Annotated in this window: 19 protein-coding genes; 8 read left to right on the top strand and 11 right to left on the bottom strand. The window is 67.2% G+C overall.

Annotated elements, in window-relative coordinates:
* Nucleotides 1-22 precede the first annotated feature (22 nt).
* Nucleotides 23-595 carry a thioesterase family protein gene (locus ACODTJ_RS05390; RefSeq protein ID WP_454656177.1) on the top strand — a complete coding sequence of 191 codons (573 nt, stop codon included), beginning with the start codon at nt 23-25 and terminating at the stop codon, nt 593-595.
* A gap of 12 nt (nt 596-607) precedes the next feature.
* On the opposite strand, the gene ACODTJ_RS05385 is transcribed toward ACODTJ_RS05390, so the two are convergent.
* The 3 genes from ACODTJ_RS05385 to ACODTJ_RS05375 are packed head-to-tail and all read right to left on the bottom strand — an operon-like array spanning nt 608 to nt 3,336.
* Nucleotides 608-1,417 carry a potassium channel family protein gene (locus ACODTJ_RS05385; protein WP_454656176.1) on the bottom strand — a complete coding sequence of 270 codons (810 nt, stop codon included), beginning with the start codon at nt 1,415-1,417 and terminating at the stop codon, nt 608-610.
* A 21-nt stretch (nt 1,418-1,438) separates the two neighbouring features.
* Nucleotides 1,439-2,074, bottom strand: coding sequence for a class I SAM-dependent methyltransferase (locus tag ACODTJ_RS05380; protein ID WP_488847846.1), 636 nt, complete (start codon nt 2,072-2,074; stop codon nt 1,439-1,441).
* 38 nt (nt 2,075-2,112) lie between these two features.
* Complete coding sequence (locus ACODTJ_RS05375; protein ID WP_454656175.1) at nt 2,113-3,336, bottom strand: BtaA family protein; 1,224 nt, start codon at nt 3,334-3,336, stop codon at nt 2,113-2,115.
* 239 nt (nt 3,337-3,575) lie between these two features.
* Here ACODTJ_RS05375 and msrB point away from each other — a divergent pair, with 239 nt between their 5' ends.
* Entirely contained in the window at nt 3,576-4,004 is a 429-nt protein-coding gene (gene msrB / locus ACODTJ_RS05370; RefSeq protein WP_454658966.1) for a peptide-methionine (R)-S-oxide reductase MsrB, read from the top strand.
* Nucleotides 4,005-4,119: 115 nt separating this feature from the next.
* Here the strand turns inward: msrB and ACODTJ_RS05365 are convergent, their stop codons facing one another.
* Nucleotides 4,120-5,769, bottom strand: coding sequence for an acyl-CoA dehydrogenase family protein (locus ACODTJ_RS05365; RefSeq protein ID WP_454656174.1), 1,650 nt, complete (start codon nt 5,767-5,769; stop codon nt 4,120-4,122).
* 227 nt (nt 5,770-5,996) lie between these two features.
* Here ACODTJ_RS05365 and ACODTJ_RS05360 point away from each other — a divergent pair, with 227 nt between their 5' ends.
* The 3 genes from ACODTJ_RS05360 to ACODTJ_RS05350 all read left to right on the top strand — a co-directional run bounded on the left by ACODTJ_RS05360 (nt 5,997) and on the right by ACODTJ_RS05350 (nt 9,499).
* Nucleotides 5,997-8,378 (top strand): ATP-dependent helicase, encoded by a 2,382-nt coding sequence (locus ACODTJ_RS05360; protein ID WP_454656173.1) that lies wholly within the window; start codon nt 5,997-5,999, stop codon nt 8,376-8,378.
* Between the two features lie 264 nt (nt 8,379-8,642).
* Complete coding sequence (locus ACODTJ_RS05355; RefSeq protein ID WP_454656172.1) at nt 8,643-9,065, top strand: GNAT family N-acetyltransferase; 423 nt, start codon at nt 8,643-8,645, stop codon at nt 9,063-9,065.
* Nucleotides 9,066-9,109: 44 nt separating this feature from the next.
* The gene (locus ACODTJ_RS05350) at nt 9,110-9,499 is read left to right on the top strand and encodes an SDR family NAD(P)-dependent oxidoreductase (protein ID WP_454656171.1); all 390 of its coding nucleotides are present in this window, start codon (nt 9,110-9,112) and stop codon (nt 9,497-9,499) included.
* A 117-nt stretch (nt 9,500-9,616) separates the two neighbouring features.
* Here the strand turns inward: ACODTJ_RS05350 and ACODTJ_RS05345 are convergent, their stop codons facing one another.
* Entirely contained in the window at nt 9,617-10,390 is a 774-nt protein-coding gene (locus tag ACODTJ_RS05345) for a GGDEF domain-containing protein (protein ID WP_454656170.1), read from the bottom strand.
* 98 nt (nt 10,391-10,488) lie between these two features.
* On the opposite strand from ACODTJ_RS05345, the gene ACODTJ_RS05340 reads away from it, so the two are divergent.
* The gene (locus ACODTJ_RS05340; protein WP_454656169.1) at nt 10,489-11,436 is read left to right on the top strand and encodes a 50S ribosomal protein L11 methyltransferase; all 948 of its coding nucleotides are present in this window, start codon (nt 10,489-10,491) and stop codon (nt 11,434-11,436) included.
* A 45-nt stretch (nt 11,437-11,481) separates the two neighbouring features.
* On the opposite strand, the gene ACODTJ_RS05335 is transcribed toward ACODTJ_RS05340, so the two are convergent.
* Both ACODTJ_RS05335 and ACODTJ_RS05330 read right to left on the bottom strand, forming a co-directional pair.
* The gene (locus ACODTJ_RS05335; RefSeq protein WP_257734498.1) at nt 11,482-11,610 is read right to left on the bottom strand and encodes a hypothetical protein; all 129 of its coding nucleotides are present in this window, start codon (nt 11,608-11,610) and stop codon (nt 11,482-11,484) included.
* A 56-nt stretch (nt 11,611-11,666) separates the two neighbouring features.
* Nucleotides 11,667-11,909: a hypothetical protein gene (locus ACODTJ_RS05330; RefSeq protein WP_454656168.1), complete on the bottom strand. Its 243-nt coding sequence runs from the start codon at nt 11,907-11,909 to the stop codon at nt 11,667-11,669.
* Between the two features lie 297 nt (nt 11,910-12,206).
* Here ACODTJ_RS05330 and ACODTJ_RS05325 point away from each other — a divergent pair, with 297 nt between their 5' ends.
* A complete protein-coding gene (locus tag ACODTJ_RS05325; RefSeq protein WP_454656167.1) occupies nt 12,207-14,042 on the top strand; it encodes an aminopeptidase P family protein in 1,836 nt (611 codons plus the stop codon).
* A gap of 229 nt (nt 14,043-14,271) precedes the next feature.
* Here ACODTJ_RS05325 and ACODTJ_RS05320 read toward each other — a convergent pair whose 3' ends face one another.
* The 4 genes from ACODTJ_RS05320 to ACODTJ_RS05305 form a co-directional block, all read right to left on the bottom strand.
* Complete coding sequence (locus ACODTJ_RS05320) at nt 14,272-14,571, bottom strand: AzlD family protein (protein WP_291653072.1); 300 nt, start codon at nt 14,569-14,571, stop codon at nt 14,272-14,274.
* Entirely contained in the window at nt 14,568-15,281 is a 714-nt protein-coding gene (locus ACODTJ_RS05315; RefSeq protein WP_454656166.1) for an AzlC family ABC transporter permease, read from the bottom strand. The genes ACODTJ_RS05320 and ACODTJ_RS05315 overlap by 4 nt, the downstream gene beginning before the upstream one ends.
* A 29-nt stretch (nt 15,282-15,310) precedes the next feature.
* A complete protein-coding gene (locus tag ACODTJ_RS05310; RefSeq protein ID WP_488847788.1) occupies nt 15,311-16,147 on the bottom strand; it encodes an AraC family ligand binding domain-containing protein in 837 nt (278 codons plus the stop codon).
* Nucleotides 16,148-16,269: 122 nt separating this feature from the next.
* Nucleotides 16,270-17,514: an MFS transporter gene (locus ACODTJ_RS05305; RefSeq protein ID WP_454656164.1), complete on the bottom strand. Its 1,245-nt coding sequence runs from the start codon at nt 17,512-17,514 to the stop codon at nt 16,270-16,272.
* 95 nt (nt 17,515-17,609) lie between these two features.
* Between ACODTJ_RS05305 and ACODTJ_RS05300 the strand changes: the two genes are divergently transcribed.
* On the top strand, nt 17,610-18,584 hold the full coding sequence (locus ACODTJ_RS05300) for an AraC family transcriptional regulator (protein ID WP_454656163.1): 975 nt from the start codon (nt 17,610-17,612) through the stop codon (nt 18,582-18,584).
* Nucleotide 18,585 lies beyond the last annotated feature (1 nt).

Here is an 18,585-nt window from a genome sequence, read left to right as displayed (position 1 = left end):
GGCGCCTGCCAGGGAGGCGAACATGAAACACGAGACGCGCGCCCCGGCGCTGTTCTTCGCGCCCTTCGTCTCGTCGGCGATGCGGGTCGAGCCGCAATGGATCGACTATAACGGCCATCTCAACATGGCCTATTACCATGTGCTGTTCGACCGCGCGGTCGACGAGGTCTTCTCGCTGGTCGGCCTCACCCGCGACTATGTCGAGACGCGCCACGCCTCCACCTTTGCGGCGGAGTGCCATATCCTCTACAAGCGCGAATTGACCGAGGGCGATACCGTGCGCATCACCGCGCAGCTCATCGCCTTCGACGATAAGCGCCTGCATTATTACCTGGAGATGCGGCACGCCAACGAGGGCTGGCTCGCGGCGACCAGCGAGAACCTGTCGCTGCATGTCGACATGGTCCATCGCAAGGTCACGCCCTTCCCGGCCGACATCCTCGCGAATATTGCCCTGATGAAGGCCGCCCACAGCATGATGCCCCTCCCGGCCACGATCGGCCGCATCATCGGCATGCCCAGGAAGTCCGCCATCCGGGTCGATGAGACCGCCGAGGAACGCGAGACCGAGACGGCGATCGAAACCCGGCACTGAGCGATCGCCGTATCAGGGACCGTTGTCGGGAATCTTCAGCTTGTGCCCGCAGGCCTTGCAATAGACCGCATCCGGCTCGTGCCGCTGCAAGGCGCATTCGGGACAGGGAAACAGCACCTTGTTCGGGCGGAACAGCGCCTGCGCCAGCCGCACGAACAGCGTGATCCCGACGATCATGACCACGATCGAGGTCAGCTTGCCGGCGACACCGGGCAGAGTCACGTCGCCGAAACCGGTCGTGGTCACCGTCGCGACGGTGAAATAGAGCGCCTGGACATAGCTCTCCAAGCCACCCTCGTGCCGGAAGAAGAAGGTGTAGACGAAACCCGTGACCACAAAGAGGAAGGTCGCGATGTTGCTCAGCGCGCGGACGACGCTTTCCCATTCGCGTAAGCGGGTTTCGCGGAACTGCGCCCAGACGATGCCCTTATGCGAGAGCGACCACAGCCTGAGGATGCGCAGGAAGCCGAAATTCTCCAGCCATTGCGGCGCGAGCAGCGTCAACAGGATGAAGAGATCGAGCAGCATGGTCGGCTGGCGCAGCAGCCTGAGCATGTTGGACGAGGCGAGCAGCCGCGCCGCGATCTCGGCGATCATGATCACCGCGACGGAATAGTCGATCCAGAGAAAGGCTGCGTTCTCTCTGAGCAACGGCGTCAGGATGAAGAACGCGATGATCAGGAGATCGACGACCGTCGTCACCGCCTGGAAGCGCAGCGCCGACGGCGAACGGCCGTGATAGAGCTGGCGCAGGCGGCTCCGCAGGGCTTCGAAGCGGCTCTGATCGGGCGGGGCGTCGGCGGCATCCATCGCCGCCAGCATAGGCGCTCCGCCGGTGCGACGCTACGGAGCGCGCCGGCGCCGCGTCGCCACCGCATGCACCGCATAACCGCGATAGGGCGCGCCGATCCGGCAATCGATCCCGGCCGCTTCGGCCATGGCAAGTACGATACGTGACAAATCCTCGCGCGGCGTGACATGAAACAGCGCGAGCCAGCGCAACAGCACCGCCTTGAACGGAGCCGGCAACCCGGCCTGATCGCCGAAATCGACGATATGCAGCGAACCGCCGGGATTAAGCCGGCGCAGCGCCTCGGCGACGACGCCCTGCCAGGGCGGGATCATCGAGAGCGCATAGGAGATCACGATCCGGTCGAAGCCGGCGCGGCCGAACAGGATTTGGGGATCGAAGTTGGTCGCATCGGCCTGCGCGAGCCAGATCCGTTGCTCCAAACCCGCCTTCGCCACCGAGCCCTGCGCCGTCGCGAGCATCGCGCTGGAGACGTCGAGTCCATGGCAGGCGCACTCCGGATAGCGCTGCGCGATCCGGATCAGATTGCGCCCGGTGCCGCAGCCGATCTCCAGTACGCTCCCGCCGGCCGGCGGCTGCAGACCGTCGATGAGCTGGTCCCGGCCGAGCAGATAGAACTTGCGGCTGGCGTCGTAGATATGGCGCTGGTTCCGGTAGATCCGGTCCATCAATCCGGCGGCCGATCCGGCCGGCGCCTCGGCCGCGCTCACCGCGCCTGCCCCTTCAGGACATAAAGGTGGAATCCGCCATAGATCGCCGAGCGATCCTGCCGGCAGAGCTCGCGGCTCTTCTCCTCCTCGTAATGCCACTGGTCGAGAATCGCGGCCGGCACTCGTCCCGGCAGCAAGCGCTCGTCGGCTGCCGTGCGGAAGATCACCCGCGCACCGGGCCGCGCCGTCCGTGTGATCTGCGACCACAGCGCCGTGAGATCGGCATCATTCATCCAGTCCTGCGCGTCGAGCAGCACATAGGCATCGCAGCTCTCGGCCGGCTGGTCTTCGAGGAAGGCAGTGACCGCGCTCTGGCGGTACGAAACATTCGGCGAGCGCGCCTTCACCGCCGCGAAATGCTGCTTCTGGAGATAGGGCGGGAAGGCCGCGTCCGGCCCGTCGCCATAGCGCCGGCCGAAGGCCTGCTGGGCGAAGTAGTTGTCCTTCAGGTCGAAATCGCAGGCGAGACGCTCCAGCCGGAGCTTCAGCGCACCCAAGATGCCGTCATCGCCATCGGCGGCCAGCGCCTTGTACTGCGCCGGCGGAATGCCGAGCCCGTAGAGCGAGGCCGGCTGGCGCACGAGCCAGCGCACCAGCTTGCGTTCGAAGACCGGCGCGAGATGCCTGTCATAGAGCGTCCGCTGTTCGGCCAGGTCGCGGGCCGCCAGCATCGCCTTGGGATTGCCGCCGAGCAATCGCGCCAGAACATGACCTGTACCGATGAACCGGCCGAGCAGGCCGTAGCGGTGGAATCCCCGAGCGAAGAGATTGATCCGGCGCCGCCCGTTCAGCCCCCGCCCCTCCCAGTAGCCGCGCGAGACAGCGTCGAGATGATCGGCGATCTCGCGATCGTAGAGCGCGACATTGGCGCCATCCTTCGCCCGGCCGAAGAAGCGCAGGAAATCCTCCTGCCGCTCCATCCGCGCCAGCGCCGCAAGTTTGAGCCGCCCAAGCGCGATATGGGTGGCATTGAGATCGACCGCGCTGACCCGGATCGGCGCCGCCGTCAGATACGAGAGGATGTTGCAGGAACCGGACGCGATCGCGACGACGTGGTCGCCGGCCTTGAGCTGAAGCGCCGCCATGTCGACGACCGGGTCTTCCCAGATCTGCGGATAGACCAGCCCCGAGAAGGCGCGGGCAAACAGCCATTCCAGCATGCCGGCCTTGGAGAGCGTCTTGCTGCGCCGGACGGCCTGTCCCAAGCCCGAACTCGTCATGCGGCGGGCCGCGCGTGCCGTTTGCGTCGCCTGTTCCGTCACCGGTTTTCCTCCCTTTGCGGGTGGCCGGGCTGCTAGAGGAGTCGCGTGACGGTCCGGTGACGATGCTGCCGCGATTGCCACGGCATCGTGAAACGACCGGAGATCAGCAGGGCTGAAATCTTGGGCGCGAAGCCCCATATTGGCGGCTCGAAAGCCGATGAGGCGCTCCCGCCAGGAAGGAGATCGTAATGGATCTGATGAGCATGTTCGGAGCCGAGAAGAAGCAGGAGGAGAACTTCCCCTTCCAGCTCACCGACGCCGAGTGGCGCGCGCGTCTGACGCCCGAGCAGTACCGCATCCTGCGCGGCCACGGCACCGAGCGGGCGGGCTCCTGCGCGCTGAATTACGAGAAGCGCGCCGGCACCTTCTCCTGCGCCGGCTGCGACCAGAAGCTGTTCAGATCAGGCAAGAAATTCGAGAGCGGCACCGGCTGGCCGAGCTTCGACCAGCCGCTTGAGGGCGCTGTCGGCACCACCGAGGACCGCAGCTTCGGCATGCACCGCGTCGAGGTCCATTGCGCCAATTGCGGCGGCCATCTCGGCCATGTCTTCCCGGACGGCCCGCCGCCCACCGGCCTGCGCTACTGCATCAACGGCGAGGCGATGACGTTCGAGCCGGAAGCCTAGCAGACCTGCCTTTTCGTCATGGTCGGGCTTGTCCCGACCATCCACGTCTTCCCCCGTCGAAGGCCGTGTTCAAGACATGGATGCTCGCCACAAGGGCGAGCATGACGAAAGCGCCCTACGAGACAGCGGGCACCGCCCGCCGCGCCAATGCCGCCGCATCGACGCTTAGCGGCAGATCGCCGAACTGACCTGACCAGCCATCGCCAAGCCGCGTGGCGATAAAGGCATCCGCCACAAAAGCCGGCGCGAACCGCAACAGCAGCGAGCCCTGCAACATCAGCGCCAGCCGCTCCGTCAACCGCCGCGCCTGCCCCTCGTTGCGCATCAGTTCCGGCAACTCCGCCTCCAGCCGCTTCAGCGCCGCATCGTAACGCCTGTCCGCGCCCGCAGCCGCCATCAGTTCGCCCCGCAGCACATCGACCGCCCCCTCCTCTCGCGCCAGCGATCGCAGCACGTCCAGGCAGATGACGTTGCCCGAGCCTTCCCAGATCGCGTTGAGCGGCGCCTCCCTGTAGAGCCGCGCCATCGGATTCTCTTCGATGAAGCCGTTGCCGCCATGGCATTCCAGCGCCTCGGTGACGACGGCCGGCGCGCGCCGCGTGATCCAGTATTTCGCGATCGGCGCCCCGACCCGCGCCAGCAGCCGCTCGCTTTCGGACGCCTCCTGCCGGTCGAGCGCCGCGAACAGCCGAAAGGCGAGCCAGACGGCCGCTTCCGCCTCGATGGCTAGGTCCGCCAGCACGTTCTGCATGATCGGCTGGTCGATCAGCGCCTTCTGGAAGGCGCGGCGATGCTGCGCATGATGCGCCGCGAGCGACACCGCCATCCGCATCAACCCGGAGGATGCCGCCGCGATGTCGAGCCGCGAGTTGTGGTTCATCGATAGGCCTGTGCGGATGCCCCTGCCCGGCTCGCCGACCAGATGGCCGATGGCGCCCCTGAATTCGACCTCGGAAGAGGCATTCGAACGATTTCCGACCTTGTCCTTGAGCCGCTGGATCGCGACGCCGTTGCGCGATCCGTCCGGCAGCCAGCCCGGCACGGCGAAGCAGGAGATGCCCTCGGCCGTCCGCGCCAGCGTCAGGAACAGGTCGGAATGCGGCACCGAGAAGAACCACTTTTGCCCGTTCAGCGACCAAGTGCCGTCGCGGTTGTCCTCGGCATAGGTCTGGGTCTGGCGCAAATCCGAGCCGCCCTGCGTCTCGGTCATCGCCGTGCCGACGGTCGCGCCGGTCTTGAGATGCGCCGGCCCCTGCCGCGGATCGTAGCGGTTCGAAGTGACGAGCGAGCCCCACTGCCTCCACAGCGCCGTGTCCTGCTTCAGCACCGGCACGGCGGCATAGGTCATGCTGATCGGGCAGCAGATGCCGCTCTCCGCGCCGTACCAGAGATACTGCAAGGCGGCCCGCGCGACCTGCGCGCCGGGTTCCGGCCGGTTCCAGGCCAGCGCATGCGTCTCCTGACCGATGGCGAGCCCCATCAATTCGTGCCAGGCGGGATGGAAGGCGATCTCGTCGATGCGGTTGCCGAAGCGGTCGAAGGCCTTCAGCTCGGGCGTGTAGCGGTTGGCGAGATAAGCCAGCTCCTGCACCCGCGCCGAGCCGACCGTCCGCCCGGCCTCATGCAAGCGCTCGCGCGCCCAATCGGCACCGAACGCCGCGGCGATGCCGGGCAGTACCGGATCGGCAGCGAAGGCATCGTAATCCGCCAGCACCGGCACCTGATTGGCGACTTCCCAGTCGGGCCGGGTTGCATGATCCGCCATTGCCAATCCTCCGATCCTTCTCCGCCGTCATCCCGGACAAGCCGCGAAGCGGCGCCGATCCGGTATCCATTCCGGAACCCAACCGGAAAGGCTCAGGCATGGATCCCGGGTCTACGCTTCGCTACGCCCGGGATGACACCATCAAGCTTTCCGAGAAGGGGGCGCAATTCGGCTCCTGTCACCCTATATTGCCACCAGAACGAATCACGCACGAGCAGCGCACACCCTTGTCCGACGCAGACCCCTTTTCCGCTCCTTCGCCCCGCCCCGGCGGCCTCGCCGCGCGCGCTGCCGCGCAGCCGGCGGCCGGCTATCTCGCAGGGCTGAACCCGGAGCAGCGCCAGGCGGTCGAGGCGACGGACGGCCCGGTTCTGGTGCTCGCCGGCGCCGGCACCGGCAAGACCCGCGTGCTGACCACCCGCATCGGCCACCTGATCTCAACCAGCCGCGCCTATCCCTCGCAGATTCTCGCCGTGACCTTCACCAACAAGGCGGCGCGCGAGATGAAGGAGCGCGTCGCCCACCTCGTCGGCCCGGTCGCCGAGGGCATGCCCTGGCTCGGCACCTTCCACTCGATCTCGGCCAAGCTCCTGCGCCGCCATGCCGAACTGCTCGACCTGCGCAGCGACTTCACCATCCTCGACACCGACGACCAGATCCGCCTGATGAAGCAGGTGATCCAGGCCGAGAACATCGACGAGAAGCGCTGGCCCGGCCGGATGCTGGCGGGGTTCATCGATAGCTGGAAGAACCGCGGCCTTAGCCCCAAGGACGTGCCCGCGGGCGAGGCTGCCGTCTTCGCCCATGGCAAGGGCGGCAAGCTCTATGCCGCCTACCAGGAGCGCTTGAAGGCGCTGAACGCCGTCGATTTCGGCGATCTGCTGCTGCACTGCCTGACGCTGTTCCGCGACTATCCGGACGTGCTCCAGACCTATCACGACCGCTTCCGCTACATCCTCGTCGACGAGTACCAGGATACCAACACGGCGCAGTATCTCTGGCTGCGCCTTCTGGCTCAGGGCCGCCGCAACATCTGCTGCGTCGGCGACGACGACCAGTCGATCTATGGCTGGCGTGGCGCCGAGGTCGACAACATCCTGCGCTTCGAGCACGATTTTCCCGGCGCGACCGTGATCCGGCTGGAGCGCAACTACCGCTCGACCGGCCATATCCTCGCCACGGCCTCCAAGCTGATCGCCCGTAACGAAGGCCGCCTCGGCAAGACGCTGCGCACCGAGGATGCGCTCGGCGAGAAGGTTACTATCACCGGCGCCTGGGACAGCCAGGAGGAAGCCCGCCTGATCTCCGACGAGATCGAGGCGATGCAGGCCAAGAAATATAATCTCGCCGAGGTCGCGGTGCTCGTGCGCATCTCTGCCCAGATGCGCGAGATCGAAGAGCGCTTCGTCCAGGCCGGCGTGCCCTATCGCGTCATCGGCGGCCCGCGCTTCTACGAGCGTGCCGAAATCCGCGACGCGCTCGCCTATCTGCGCTGCGTGGTGTCGCCGACCGACGATCTCGCCTTCGAGCGCATCGTCAACGTGCCCAAGCGTGGGCTGGGCGACGCGACGGTCCAGCTCCTGCATAACCACGCCCGCGCCACCGGCTTCTCGCTGATGCAGTCGGCCCGCGCCGCGGTCGAGAGCGACGAGTTGAAGCCCAAGGCCCGCACGGCCTTGCGCGAGCTGGTCGACGCCTTCGGCCGCTGGTCGAAGCGCGCCGAGCACATGCCGCAGGGCGAGCTCGCCGAGCTGGTACTGGAAGAGTCCGGGTACACCGAGATGTGGAAGAAGGACCGTTCGGCCGACGCCGCCGGGCGCCTCGAAAATCTCAAGGAACTCGTCCGCTCGCTCGACGAATTCCCGGACCTGCCGGCCTTCCTCGAACACGTCTCGCTGGTCATGGATGTCGGGGACGGCGAGGCCGAGGCGCGCGTCTCGATCATGACGCTGCACGCCGCCAAGGGGCTGGAATTCGACACGGTCTTCCTGCCCGGCTGGGAGGAAGGCCTGTTCCCCAACCAGCGCGCGCTCGACGAGAGCGGCCGCGCCGGGCTGGAGGAGGAGCGCCGCCTCGCCCATGTCGGCCTGACCCGCGCCCGCAAGAAGCTGAAGCTCTATTTCGCCTCGAACCGCCGCATCCACGGCCTCTGGCAGACCAGCCTGCCCTCCCGCTTCATCGACGAATTGCCGGAGGAGCATGTCGAGGTCGAGCAGGCCCCGACCAGCTATTCGCAGGGCGGCTATGGCGCCTCGCGTTTCGACCGGATGGAGAGCTTCGGCTCGAGCTACAACACGCCGGGCTGGCAGCGTGCGCAGGAGAACCGGGCGAAGAACAGCGGCGGTGGCAGCGGCTTCTCCGAGAGCGGCCGCGGCTTCGGCCAGGGCAATTTCGGCGGCTCGTCGCGCCAGCGCGGTCCGCTCCTGATCGAGGGCGAGCTGACGGCGAAATCATCGGGCGAATCCGCCTATGGCGAAGGCGCACGCGTCTTCCACGTCAAGTTCGGCCCGGGATCGGTCGCCAGCGTCGACGGCAACAAGCTGACCGTCGACTTCGACAAGGCCGGCCGGAAGATGGTGCTGGATAGTTTCGTGCAGAAGGCTGGTTAAGGACGCTGGCGCACCGTTATCCAGCTCGCTAGTTTTCCGCCATGCACCACAAGCGCAAACGGCCGAAAACTGCGCGTGCTGGCTGCCTTCTGTGTAAGCCGCACAAGGCGAATGGCTGTTGCGTTCGCCACAAGGACATGCGGCACGGAAACCGCAGACGCTATGAAGCTGGGAGAGCGGAACTGCGTTGCGAAGGGCTCGGAGCGCGTTGACCGCACTTCGCGAACCAACGAAGGAAGCAAGCTCAGCTTGCCGGATATCCCAATGCCTCCCGAAATCACCCTCACCGACGCCGAAGACGACGCCTTTCGCAAGCTGCTCGGCGAAGGTCTGAAAGGCTACAACGACGAGGCGATCGGCCTGCACGATCGCCAGGAACTGCAGATCCGCATCACCGATCCCGAGACGGGCAAGCCGATCGGCGGGCTTGTCGGCCGCACTTCGCTCGGTCTGCTCTTCATCGACACCGTCTACCTGCCGAAGAGCCTGCGCGGCACCGGCATCGGCAGCCACATCCTTGCCATGGCCGAGGAGGAAGGCCGCCGGCGCGGCTGCAGCAAGGCCGTGCTCTTCACCATCAGCTTCCAGGCGCCCGAGTTCTACAAGAAGCTCGGCTGGCAGGTTTTCGGCGAGATCGCTCCAAAGCCGCCGGGCGCGACCCGGATCTACCTGACCAAGGACCTCTGAGCGCTCAGGCGCCGTCCAACCGGCAGTCGGCTCGAAAAGGTGACATGACGATGCAGGCAAAGGGTCTTGCAGGTCGGCGGGCCGTGATCACCGGCGCCGGGCGCGGGCTGGGCGCGGCACTTGCCATTGCGCTGGCCGAGGCCGGAAGCAGCGTCGTGCTCTGCGGCCGCAATCCGGCCGGGTTGTCGGATACCGCAGCGATCATTCGCGAACGAACGAGTAGCGAGCCACACCGCGTCGCGCTCGATCTCGCCGATGCCGCCAACGTCGAAGCTGCCGGCCGAAAGCTTGCCGACAGCGAGGGCAGCCGCGGCAGCAATCGCGATGTCGTCGAAGCCGTCATCTTCGCCTTGACGCGGCCGCGCCACCTGACCTTGGCGATCACGCTCGATGCTGATGACGGCGGGCAGTTCCCGAAAATGCCTTGTGGCTGAGCGCAGCCGTCGAGGTCATCGTCGAGCGCTGCAAGCCGCCGCGCTTCGCCGAGGCGACCGGAACCTTCGGCCAGATCTTAGCGGCGCCGAACGCGCAGCACACCTGACGCGCGTGTCTCAGGCCACCGCAGCAATGTTCAGCGAGCAGACAACCCGGTTCCGGCCCTGCATCTTCGCGCGGTAGAGCTGTGCGTCGGCCTCGGCGATCAATCGCTCGATCGTGGTGCCGCCGGTCCAGCCGGCGGCGCCGATGCTCACCGTCAGGTTGACCGGCTCGCCACCGGGAGCCTCGATCCGGAGACGCCGAACCGCATCGAGAACCTGCTTCGCAACGGCCTGCGCCTCCGTCAGGGCGGTTCGCGGGAGATAGACCGCAAACTCCTCGCCGCCGAGCCGGCCGGACAAGCCGCCCTCGCCCACTGCGCCCGTGATCGCTTGCGCCAGCCTCCGCAGGGCATCGTCGCCGACAGGATGGCCGAAGCGATCGTTGACCTGCTTGAAATGATCGGCGTCGATGAAAAGCAGCGTTCCCTTGCCACCCGGCGCCATCGCCTGCTCCAGATCGGCGAGAAAGCTTTCGCGGTTCAAAAGCCCGGTCAGGCCGTCGCGGCGGGCCCTTTCCAGCAAAGCCTCATGCGCCGCCGACAGTTCGCCGTGCAGCCGCTCGATCTCGCCATGGGCGTCCTTCAGGCGCTGCGCCTGCCGGAATTGCCAGGCGCTCGCCGGCCAGGCGATCAGCAACGGACAGAGAATGCACATCAGCCAGGCCGTGCCGTCCACGACCCCACCGAGCATCGGCACGACGGTCAGCGCCAGACCGAGCGAAGCCGCGATCGACAGCAAAGTCGCGAGGCTTGCCTTCAGGATGATCGCGCGCGTCGAGGCCGTCATGGCCTGCGGGTAGCAGGGAATGCTGAACGCAGGGTTTAGCAGCGCCGGCTCCGGCCATTTCCGATGACAGCGGCGGGTGCGCCTGCTAAGGCCACCGCATGCGCGAAGGCCTCCTGCCAGCGACGGTCGCGACCGTCCTCGAACTCTCCACCTCGGGCGAACAGGCCCGGGCCCTCACCGAATTGCTCGGCGAGATCTTCGACCCGACCGAGACGGCGATCTCCGCCTTCGAGGTCGCGGACGGGATCACCACGCTCTCGATGAACATCCCGTGGAAGGTCGAGATCTATTTCGCCAACCCGCCCGACGAGGACGCGGTGCGCGACCTGCTGCGCCCGATCGTCGGCGAGCTCGTCGACAACACGCCCTTCACCACCGTCAACACCAAGGACTGGGTCGCCAACAGTCTCGACGGGCTGAAGCCCGTCCGCGCCGGCCGCGTCCTCGTCCATGGCGCGCATGACCGGCACGTCGTCCGCACCAACGATGTCGCGATCGAGATCGAGGCCGCGCTCGCCTTTGGCACGGGCCATCACGGCACGACCGCCGGCTGCCTGCTCGCGCTCGATGCCGAACTGAAGAAGCGCCGGCCGCGCCATGGCATCGATATCGGCACCGGCACCGGCATTCTCGGACTGGCGCTCGCCAAGCAGATCAAGCGCAAGGTCGTCGCCGGCGATATCGACGCCGTCGCGGTCGAGGTCTCAGCCCATAACGCCCGGCTCAACCACGCGCCGAACGCGCTCGATCTCTATGTCGCGCCGGGCCTGCGCCATGCCAAGGCCTGGCGCCCCGGCCATTTCGATTTCGTCTTCGCCAATATCCTGGCCGGCCCGCTGAAGCGGCTCGCTCCATCGATCGCGCGCGTGCTCTCGTCCGACGGCACGTTGATCCTGTCGGGCCTGCTAGCGATGGACGTCGCCGGCGTGGCCTCGGCCTACCGGCATCAGGGCGTCTATCTCGCAAGCCATTCGCTCCGCGAAGGCTGGGCGACGCTGGTCATGAAAAAAGGCGGCGCAGCCCCGAGGCCGCGCCGCCTTGCCTGACCTCCGGCGCCCCCTAGGGAAGCGCGAGATCGTTACTCGTTCGGCTCAGAAGCCGATATAGCCGTACTTCTTCTCGGCATCGGCCTGCAGGCTGCGGGCATCGTGCCAGACGGCGGCGGTGAACTTCGCGGCATCGGCGATCTGTTCGTAGATGTGCTTGATGATGGCGATCATGGTGATGGTCCTCAAAGGGTGTCAGCTGCGCGGCTCAAGGCCGCAGCGGCGTGAATTCAGCGGCTGAAAGGCAGCGCGACGTCGCTCGACAGCGTCGCGGACGGGTAGCCGCCCAGCACGAGTTCTGCCTCGTTGACGAGCAGGTTGCGGGCGCGCAGCTCGCGGGCTGCGGAGCGCGCACGGCTCACGACGAGCGCGGCATAGAAGCGCTGCATCAGGCCCGGCTTGCTGGCGCGGGTTTCGCCATGGCTCCGGCCCGGTACGGGCAGCACGTCGGCATTGTTCAACACATAGGTCATGGGTCTATCTCCGAAAAACGAAGGACAGTCCCGGTCGCTTCCTCGTTCTCTTATGCGACTAAGGTGGGATCATTTCGCACTTGCGAGAAGATATGTTCGCATATGCAAGATATGCAAAAAACGCATGCGATCCGTCCATATCCATTAATATTTGCGTAGATTGCATAACCAATCGGCACAATGCGGAGCAGCAAGGCAGCACCGTCCCACCGAACGGGCAGTGCCTCGCCCACGCATTTGCGCTGGCGCTTTCGCGAACGCGAGGCGACGATGCGGCAACCTAAGCCGGACCTTGCCATGACCGATTCGACCCTGCCGACCTGCCGTTTCCAGTCCTTTTCCGAGCCGAGCGACCCGAAGCTGGTTGCGGGCCGCGTCGCCTCCTTGCGCAAGGCCCTGGCCGCTCAGGGGCTCGACGGCTTCGTCGTCCCGCGCGCCGACGAACATCAGGGCGAATATGTCCCGGCCCATATGGCCCGCCTGGCATGGCTGACCGGCTTCACCGGCTCGGCCGGCAATGCCGTGGTGCTGGCTGACAAGGCGGCGCTGATCGTCGACGGCCGCTACACCATCCAGTCGGCCGAGCAGACCGACACCGCGATCGTTACGCCGGTCCGCATGGAAGAGACGCCGCTGGAGCGCTGGGTCGAGCAGAATCTGCCGGCCGGCGGCAAGCTCGGCTACGATCCCTGGCTTCATACGGTGGATGGCCTCGCCCGGCTCGAAAAGGCTACGGCGGCAGCCGGCGGCAGCCTCATTGCCGTCAAAGCCAACCCGATCGACGCGCTCTGGAGCGACCGCCCTGCCCCACCGGCCGCGCCGGTCAAGGCGCATCCGGCCGCCTTCGCCGGCGAGGACAGCGTCTCGAAGCTCGCGCGCATCCAGAAGGCGCTCACCGAGGCCAAGGTCGACGCGCTCGTCGTCTCCGATCCGCATGCGCTGGCCTGGGTCTTCAACATCCGCGGCGACGATGTCGAGCACACCCCTCTCCCGCTCGGCTATTCCATCGTCCCGCGCGAGGGCCGGCCGACCGTCTTCCTTGCGCCCGAGAAGATCACCAACGAGGCGGGCGATGCGATCGGCGCCGTTGGCGAGATCGCCCCTCCAGCCGATCTCGACAAGCAGATCGCCAGGCTCGGCGCAGCCAAGGCCAAGGTCAGGCTCGACGCCACGACCGCCGCCTCCGCGCTCGCGACCCTGATCCGCGAGGCTGGCGGCACGCCGGATACCGGCACGGACCCGATTGCCCTGATGAAGGCGCGCAAGAACGCGGCCGAGCTCGACGGCGCCCGCAAGGCCCATCTCCGCGACGGCGCCGTCATGGTGCGCTACCTCTCCTGGCTGGCGCGCGAGGCGCCGAAGGGCGGCCTGACCGAGATCGACGCGGTGGCCGCGCTCGAGGCCGAGCGGCTCAAGACCGGCCTGCTCAAGGATGTCTCCTTCACCACCATCGCCGGCGCCGGCCCCAATGCCGCCTTGCCGCATTACCGCGTCAGCGAGGCGAGCAACCGCAAGCTGGAGCCCGGCATCTTCCTGGTCGATTCAGGCGGCCAATACGAGGACGGCACCACCGACATCACCCGCACGATGGTGATCGGCACACCGACGCCCGAGATGCGGGACCGCTATACCCGCGTGCTCAAAGGCCATGTTGCGATCTCACGACTGGTCTTCGTCAAGGGCACCTCGGGTGCGCAGCTCGATGCCTTCGCCCGGCTGCCGCTCTGGCAGGGCGGTTTCGACTTCGACCACGGCACCGGCCATGGCGTCGGTAGCTATCTCTCGGTGCATGAGGGGCCGCAGCGGCTTTCCAAGCTCGGCACCACGCCGCTGGAGCCGGGCATGATCCTCTCCAACGAGCCCGGCTATTACAAGCAGGGCGAATACGGCATCCGCATCGAGAACCTGATCGTGGTCGAGGAACGGCAGATTCCGGGCGCCGAGCGCACGATCTACGGCTTCGAGACGATCACCTGGTGCCCCTATGAGCGCGCGCTGATCGAGAAAGACATGCTCGATGCCGGCGAAGTCGCCTGGATCGACGCCTATCACGCCAAGGTTTGGGAGAAGCTCTCGCCGCAGGTCGAGGGCGAGGCGAAGGCGTGGCTGGAAGCGGCCTGCCGGCCGCTGTGAAGCGCCTCTACCGCGAGAAAACTTGCCGCATCGCGGTTGGAACCACCATTGTCATTCCGGGGCTTCGCGCAGCGAAGAACCCGGAACCCACGACCGGGTGAGATATCTTATGTTTAGTGGCCGGCGGCTCACCTAGTCGTGGGTTCCGGGTTCGCGCCTAAAGGCGCACCCCGGAATGACAGGAGTGGTCACGAGGTGCTCAGGGCTCAAGCCCGAGCATGACGGTGCACTAAAGCACCATCCTGAACCCGACCACCGCGACAACGCCGACCGCGACCACTCCCAGCAACGGCAGCCGCGTCGCGGCGAGCGCCGTAACCGCCGCCGCCGCCGTCTCGGCCCAGCCGGTCGCGAGCGCGCTCGGGGCGATCACCGCGATCAGCACGGCGGGCGGGATCGCGTCGAAGGCGGCCTGCGCCCGTGGCGAGAGGCTGAGCCGCCCGGCCAGCGCCAGCCCGGCGACACGCGTGAAGTAGGTCACGATCGCCATGCCGAGGAAGGCGAGGAGATTGATCGGGTCGACGCTCACGCCTCGGCCTCCTTCGTCACCGGCCGCTCCTCGGCGCCGGCCGCAAGCCAGGCCGCCAGCAAGCCGCACAAAGCTCCCGCCGCGACATGCCAGGGCGGTCCGGCCAGGCGATAGGTCACGGCCGAGGCGATGCCGGCGGCAGCGACCGTCCAGAACGTCACCCGCCCCTTCCAGAAGGCGGCGACAAGCGCGATGAACAGCGCCGTGAAGGCGAAATCGGCACCGAGCCGCTTGGGATCGCCCAGCACCGCGCCGACCATGGCGCCGAGCGTCGAGTTGATCAGCCAGCCCGCGACGAAGGGGATGACCATCGCGAACCAATAGGCCGGCGTCAGGCGATGGGTACGGGCGCGCTTCTCGGCCAGCGCCCAGTTCTCGTCGGCCATGTAGTAGAGGCCGAGGAATTTCTGCCAGCGACTGAAGCCCTGGAGCTTCGGCGCGAGCGACGCCCCCATCAGCACATGGCGCGCATTGATCAGCAGCGTCGAGAACACCAGCGCGGCGACCGGCGCCGGGCTCGCCCAGAGCTCGATCGCGGCGAACTGCGCCCCGCCGGCGAAGACCATGATGCTCATCAGGAAGACTTCGAAGGGTGAGAGCCCCTTGCTGGCCGCGACCGCGCCGAAGAGCAGGCCGATCGGCGCCGCAGCCACCGCAGCCGGCCAGATATCGTTCAGGCCGCGCCTGATGTCGTCACGCATCGTGGACATGGATTATCGGTTCTCTTGAAGCTCGTCATTCAGCCGGCATGCGCCGCGCGAAAGGCGCCGGGCGTGACCCCGAGCCGCGCCTTGAAGGCCCGCGTCAGGTGCGGCTGATCGCAGAAGCCCGTTGCCGCCGCGACCTCGCCGAGGCTCTCGCCGCGCCGCAATCGCTCGCGCGCCCGCCGGACCCTGACATCGATGAGATAGGCATGCGGCGTCAGGCCGGTCTCGCGGCGGAAGGCCCGGATCAGATGGTGCCGGGGCAGTCCCGCAAGCTGCGCAAGGTCGGCCAGCGACAGGTCTTCCTCGTAGCGCGCCTCGATCGCCCGGCGCGTGCGCGCGACCGGTCCATTCTCGCGTCCGACCGCCTGCACGGTCAGATCGGCATGGCGCGCCAGCATATGGGCATAAGCGCGTAGCAGAGCTTCCTCGCCGGCCAACGCGTCGGTGCCTTCCTCCAACAAGCGATGCGCGGCGCTGAACAGGGCGGCACCAACTGGGTCCTGCACGACGGGATCGCGGAAGAACGGCGTGCCGACAGCCTCGTTCCCGGTCAGCGACGCCGCGATCTCCTGCATCAGTTCGACGGAGGGGTAGCTCATCCGGTAGCGATAGCCGCCCTCGCTCGGCGCGCCGTCATGGACGTCGAGCGGGTGGTTCATCACGATGTCGCCGGGGCCGGCGCGAAGCTGCTGCCCGCGTGCATGCCAGATTTCGCAACCCATCTCGATCGTACCGATCGCATAGGTGTCATGGGCATGCGGGGCATAAGCATGGGTGCGGAAGGTCGCGGCGAGGAATTCGAGCCCGTCGAAGCGGCGCGCGGCGAACAGATGCGCGCTCTCCCCCGCCCTGAGCGGGGTCTCCAGCAAGGCCTGTTCCTGCGAGATCGACTGCATGCCCAAAGATAGCGCAGAAGCCCGCCATACTGTCTTGAAGAAAAGTGATCGGGCGCATCACGCGCCCGATCGATCTACCACTCTTGAGTGAGGCTTCAGAGCGCGTGCGTAACCGCGCCCGCGCCGATCCGCTCGGGGCTCTTCGAGCCCAGCAGCAGGACGCCCGCCCCGCCGACCAGCGTCGCAATCGTGGCATAGGCGATGACGCCGAGCGTCCCGAAACCGTCGACCAGCAGGCCGCCGAAGATGGCTCCGCTCGCGATCGCGATCTGGAAGGCGGCGACGATCAAGCCGCCCGCCGATTCGGCTTCATCCTCGGGCGCGACCCGCACCAGCCAGGTCTGGAAGCCGACCGGCAGCGCACCGAAGGCGAAGCCCCAGAGCCCGACGGCGACGGCCGAGGCGATCGGCGACGCGCCGAGGAAGAGCAGGCTTACGCCCACCACCGCGATCAGGAATGCGCCGAAGATCACCGAGGCCTTGGCGCTGCGCGCCGTGATCGCCCCGCCCGCGAAATTGCCGAGGAAGCCGCCGACGCCATAGGCCAGCAGGACGAGCGAGATCGCCTCGACCGAGAGCTTGGGGATCTGCTCCAGGAACGGACGGACATAGGTGAAGCCCGCGAAATGCCCGGAGATCACCACGACGATGCCGGCGAGAACGAGCGCGATGCTGGGCTGGCCGAGCAGGCGGAACAGCGTGCGGATATCGGGCGAGCCGCGCGCCGGCAGCCGCGGCAGCACCGTGATCTGCACGACGAGCGTCGCGACGCCGACCAGCGCCGAGAGCCAGAACACGAAGCGCCAGCCCATCACGTTGCCGAGATAGGCGCCGATCGGCGCGGCGCTGACGGTGGCGAGGGAGACGCCGGCGAAGATCAGCGACATCGCCTTGGGCAACGCGCTGGGCGGCACGAGCCGCATCGCGGTCGCCGCGACCATCGACCAGAAGGCGCCGAGCCCGATGCCGAGAAGAACGCGGGCGAGGAGCAGCGTCGTCAGGTTGGTGGCGACGGCAGCGATGACGCTGGAGACGATCAGCAGGCCGGTCAGCGACCAGATCACGATGCGCCGGTCGATGCCGCGCGTCACGATGGCCGCGGCGAGACCGGCAATGGCGCCGACAACGGCGGTCGCGGTCACCGCCTGCCCGGCCGCGCCGACGGAGACGCCGACATCGGCGGCCATCGGGGTGAGCAGGCTCGCCGGCAGGAACTCGGCCGTGACGAGGCCGAAGACGCCGAAGGTCAGGGATGTGACGGCCGCCCAGGCCGGCTTGTCGCGGGCCTCCTCGGCTGTATCGTCGAATTCAAGTGCAGTGGCAGACAGGGAATCTGACATGGGGTTCTCCATGAGGTGGCCGGAAGATGGGCGTGGCTCCATGGAGTTTCCATGCTATATCATCCGCATCTCATGACCGTTCGTCCAAGATTGCCATGACCGCTTCGACCGACCACCTGACCGAGATGCTCCGGGGCCTGAGGCTCGACGGCGTCGATTACAGCCGCTGCCAGTTGGCCGCGCCCTGGGGCGTCGCCTTTCCGCCGACCCATCAGGCCTATTTCCATTTCATCTCGCGCGGCAGCTGCTGGCTGAAGACGCCGGCCGGCGAATGGCTAGAGCTCGCGGATGGCGATGCCGTGCTGTTGCCGCGCGGCGGCGGCCATGTCCTGGCCAGCTCGCCCAAGGCCCTCGCCTCCCCGCCCTGCGAGTGCCGGGTGCTGGAGGCCTATGGCAATATCTTCGACGTCGAGGGCGGCGGCACGGGCGAGCATATGCTGCTCTTCACCGGCCGCATGACCTTCAATGTCGATCTCGACCACCCGCTCCTGCGCCTGATGCCCGACCTGATGCGGATGAGCGATTTCATCGCCGACGAGCCGGGGGTCCCGCATCTGCTGGAGGCGATGGGGCGCGAGGTCATGCTGGACCGCGTCGGGGCCGGCGGCATTCTCGCCCGTCTCGCCGATGTGCTGGCCGCCGCGATCATCCGCGCCTGGGTCGAGCGCGGCTGCGGCGCCGCCAAGGGCTGGGTCGCGGCGGCGCGCTGCCCGACGATCGGCAAGGTCCTGGCGGCAATCCACGCCCATCCCGAAACCGACTGGACGGTCGAAAGCCTCGCCGAACTGATGGGGGCCTCGCGCTCCGGCTTCGCGGAGCGCTTCGCCGAGGTCGTCGGCGAGACGCCGGCCCGCTATGTCGCGCAGGTGCGGATGCATCAGGCAAGGCAATGGCTCGCCCGCGACAAGCTGCGGATCGGAGTGGTGGCGCAGCGCCTCGGCTACGAGTCCGAAGCCTCGTTCAGCCGCGCCTTCAAGCGCATCACGGGGCTGGCGCCGAGCCAGGTGCGGACCGCGGGCGAAGCGGCGCCGGCCGCGATGTTCACACCGACGGCGGAGGCGGCAGAATAGA

This window comes from Allobosea sp. FG18, from assembly GCF_057809495.1.
Note: the sequence above shows the minus strand (reverse complement) of the source record. Positions and strands in the feature narration are given on the sequence as shown.

Bases quoted from the DNA above. Each gene is read 5' to 3' on its own strand.
- ACODTJ_RS05390 (WP_454656177.1), top strand. From the start codon at position 23: ATGAAACACGAGACGCGCGCCCCGGCGCTGTTCTTCGCGCCCTTCGTC.
- ACODTJ_RS05385 (WP_454656176.1), bottom strand. From the start codon at position 1,417: ATGCTGGCGGCGATGGATGCCGCCGACGCCCCGCCCGATCAGAGCCGC.
- ACODTJ_RS05380 (WP_488847846.1), bottom strand. From the start codon at position 2,074: ATGGACCGGATCTACCGGAACCAGCGCCATATCTACGACGCCAGCCGC.
- ACODTJ_RS05375 (WP_454656175.1), bottom strand. From the start codon at position 3,336: ATGACGAGTTCGGGCTTGGGACAGGCCGTCCGGCGCAGCAAGACGCTC.
- msrB (WP_454658966.1), top strand. From the start codon at position 3,576: ATGAGCATGTTCGGAGCCGAGAAGAAGCAGGAGGAGAACTTCCCCTTC.
- ACODTJ_RS05365 (WP_454656174.1), bottom strand. From the start codon at position 5,769: ATGGCGGATCATGCAACCCGGCCCGACTGGGAAGTCGCCAATCAGGTG.
- ACODTJ_RS05355 (WP_454656172.1), top strand. From the start codon at position 8,643: ATGCCTCCCGAAATCACCCTCACCGACGCCGAAGACGACGCCTTTCGC.
- ACODTJ_RS05350 (WP_454656171.1), top strand. From the start codon at position 9,110: ATGACGATGCAGGCAAAGGGTCTTGCAGGTCGGCGGGCCGTGATCACC.
- ACODTJ_RS05345 (WP_454656170.1), bottom strand. From the start codon at position 10,390: ATGACGGCCTCGACGCGCGCGATCATCCTGAAGGCAAGCCTCGCGACT.
- ACODTJ_RS05340 (WP_454656169.1), top strand. From the start codon at position 10,489: ATGCGCGAAGGCCTCCTGCCAGCGACGGTCGCGACCGTCCTCGAACTC.
- ACODTJ_RS05335 (WP_257734498.1), bottom strand. From the start codon at position 11,610: ATGATCGCCATCATCAAGCACATCTACGAACAGATCGCCGATGCCGCG.
- ACODTJ_RS05330 (WP_454656168.1), bottom strand. From the start codon at position 11,909: ATGACCTATGTGTTGAACAATGCCGACGTGCTGCCCGTACCGGGCCGG.
- ACODTJ_RS05325 (WP_454656167.1), top strand. From the start codon at position 12,207: ATGACCGATTCGACCCTGCCGACCTGCCGTTTCCAGTCCTTTTCCGAG.
- ACODTJ_RS05315 (WP_454656166.1), bottom strand. From the start codon at position 15,281: ATGTCCACGATGCGTGACGACATCAGGCGCGGCCTGAACGATATCTGG.
- ACODTJ_RS05305 (WP_454656164.1), bottom strand. From the start codon at position 17,514: ATGTCAGATTCCCTGTCTGCCACTGCACTTGAATTCGACGATACAGCC.
- ACODTJ_RS05300 (WP_454656163.1), top strand. From the start codon at position 17,610: ATGACCGCTTCGACCGACCACCTGACCGAGATGCTCCGGGGCCTGAGG.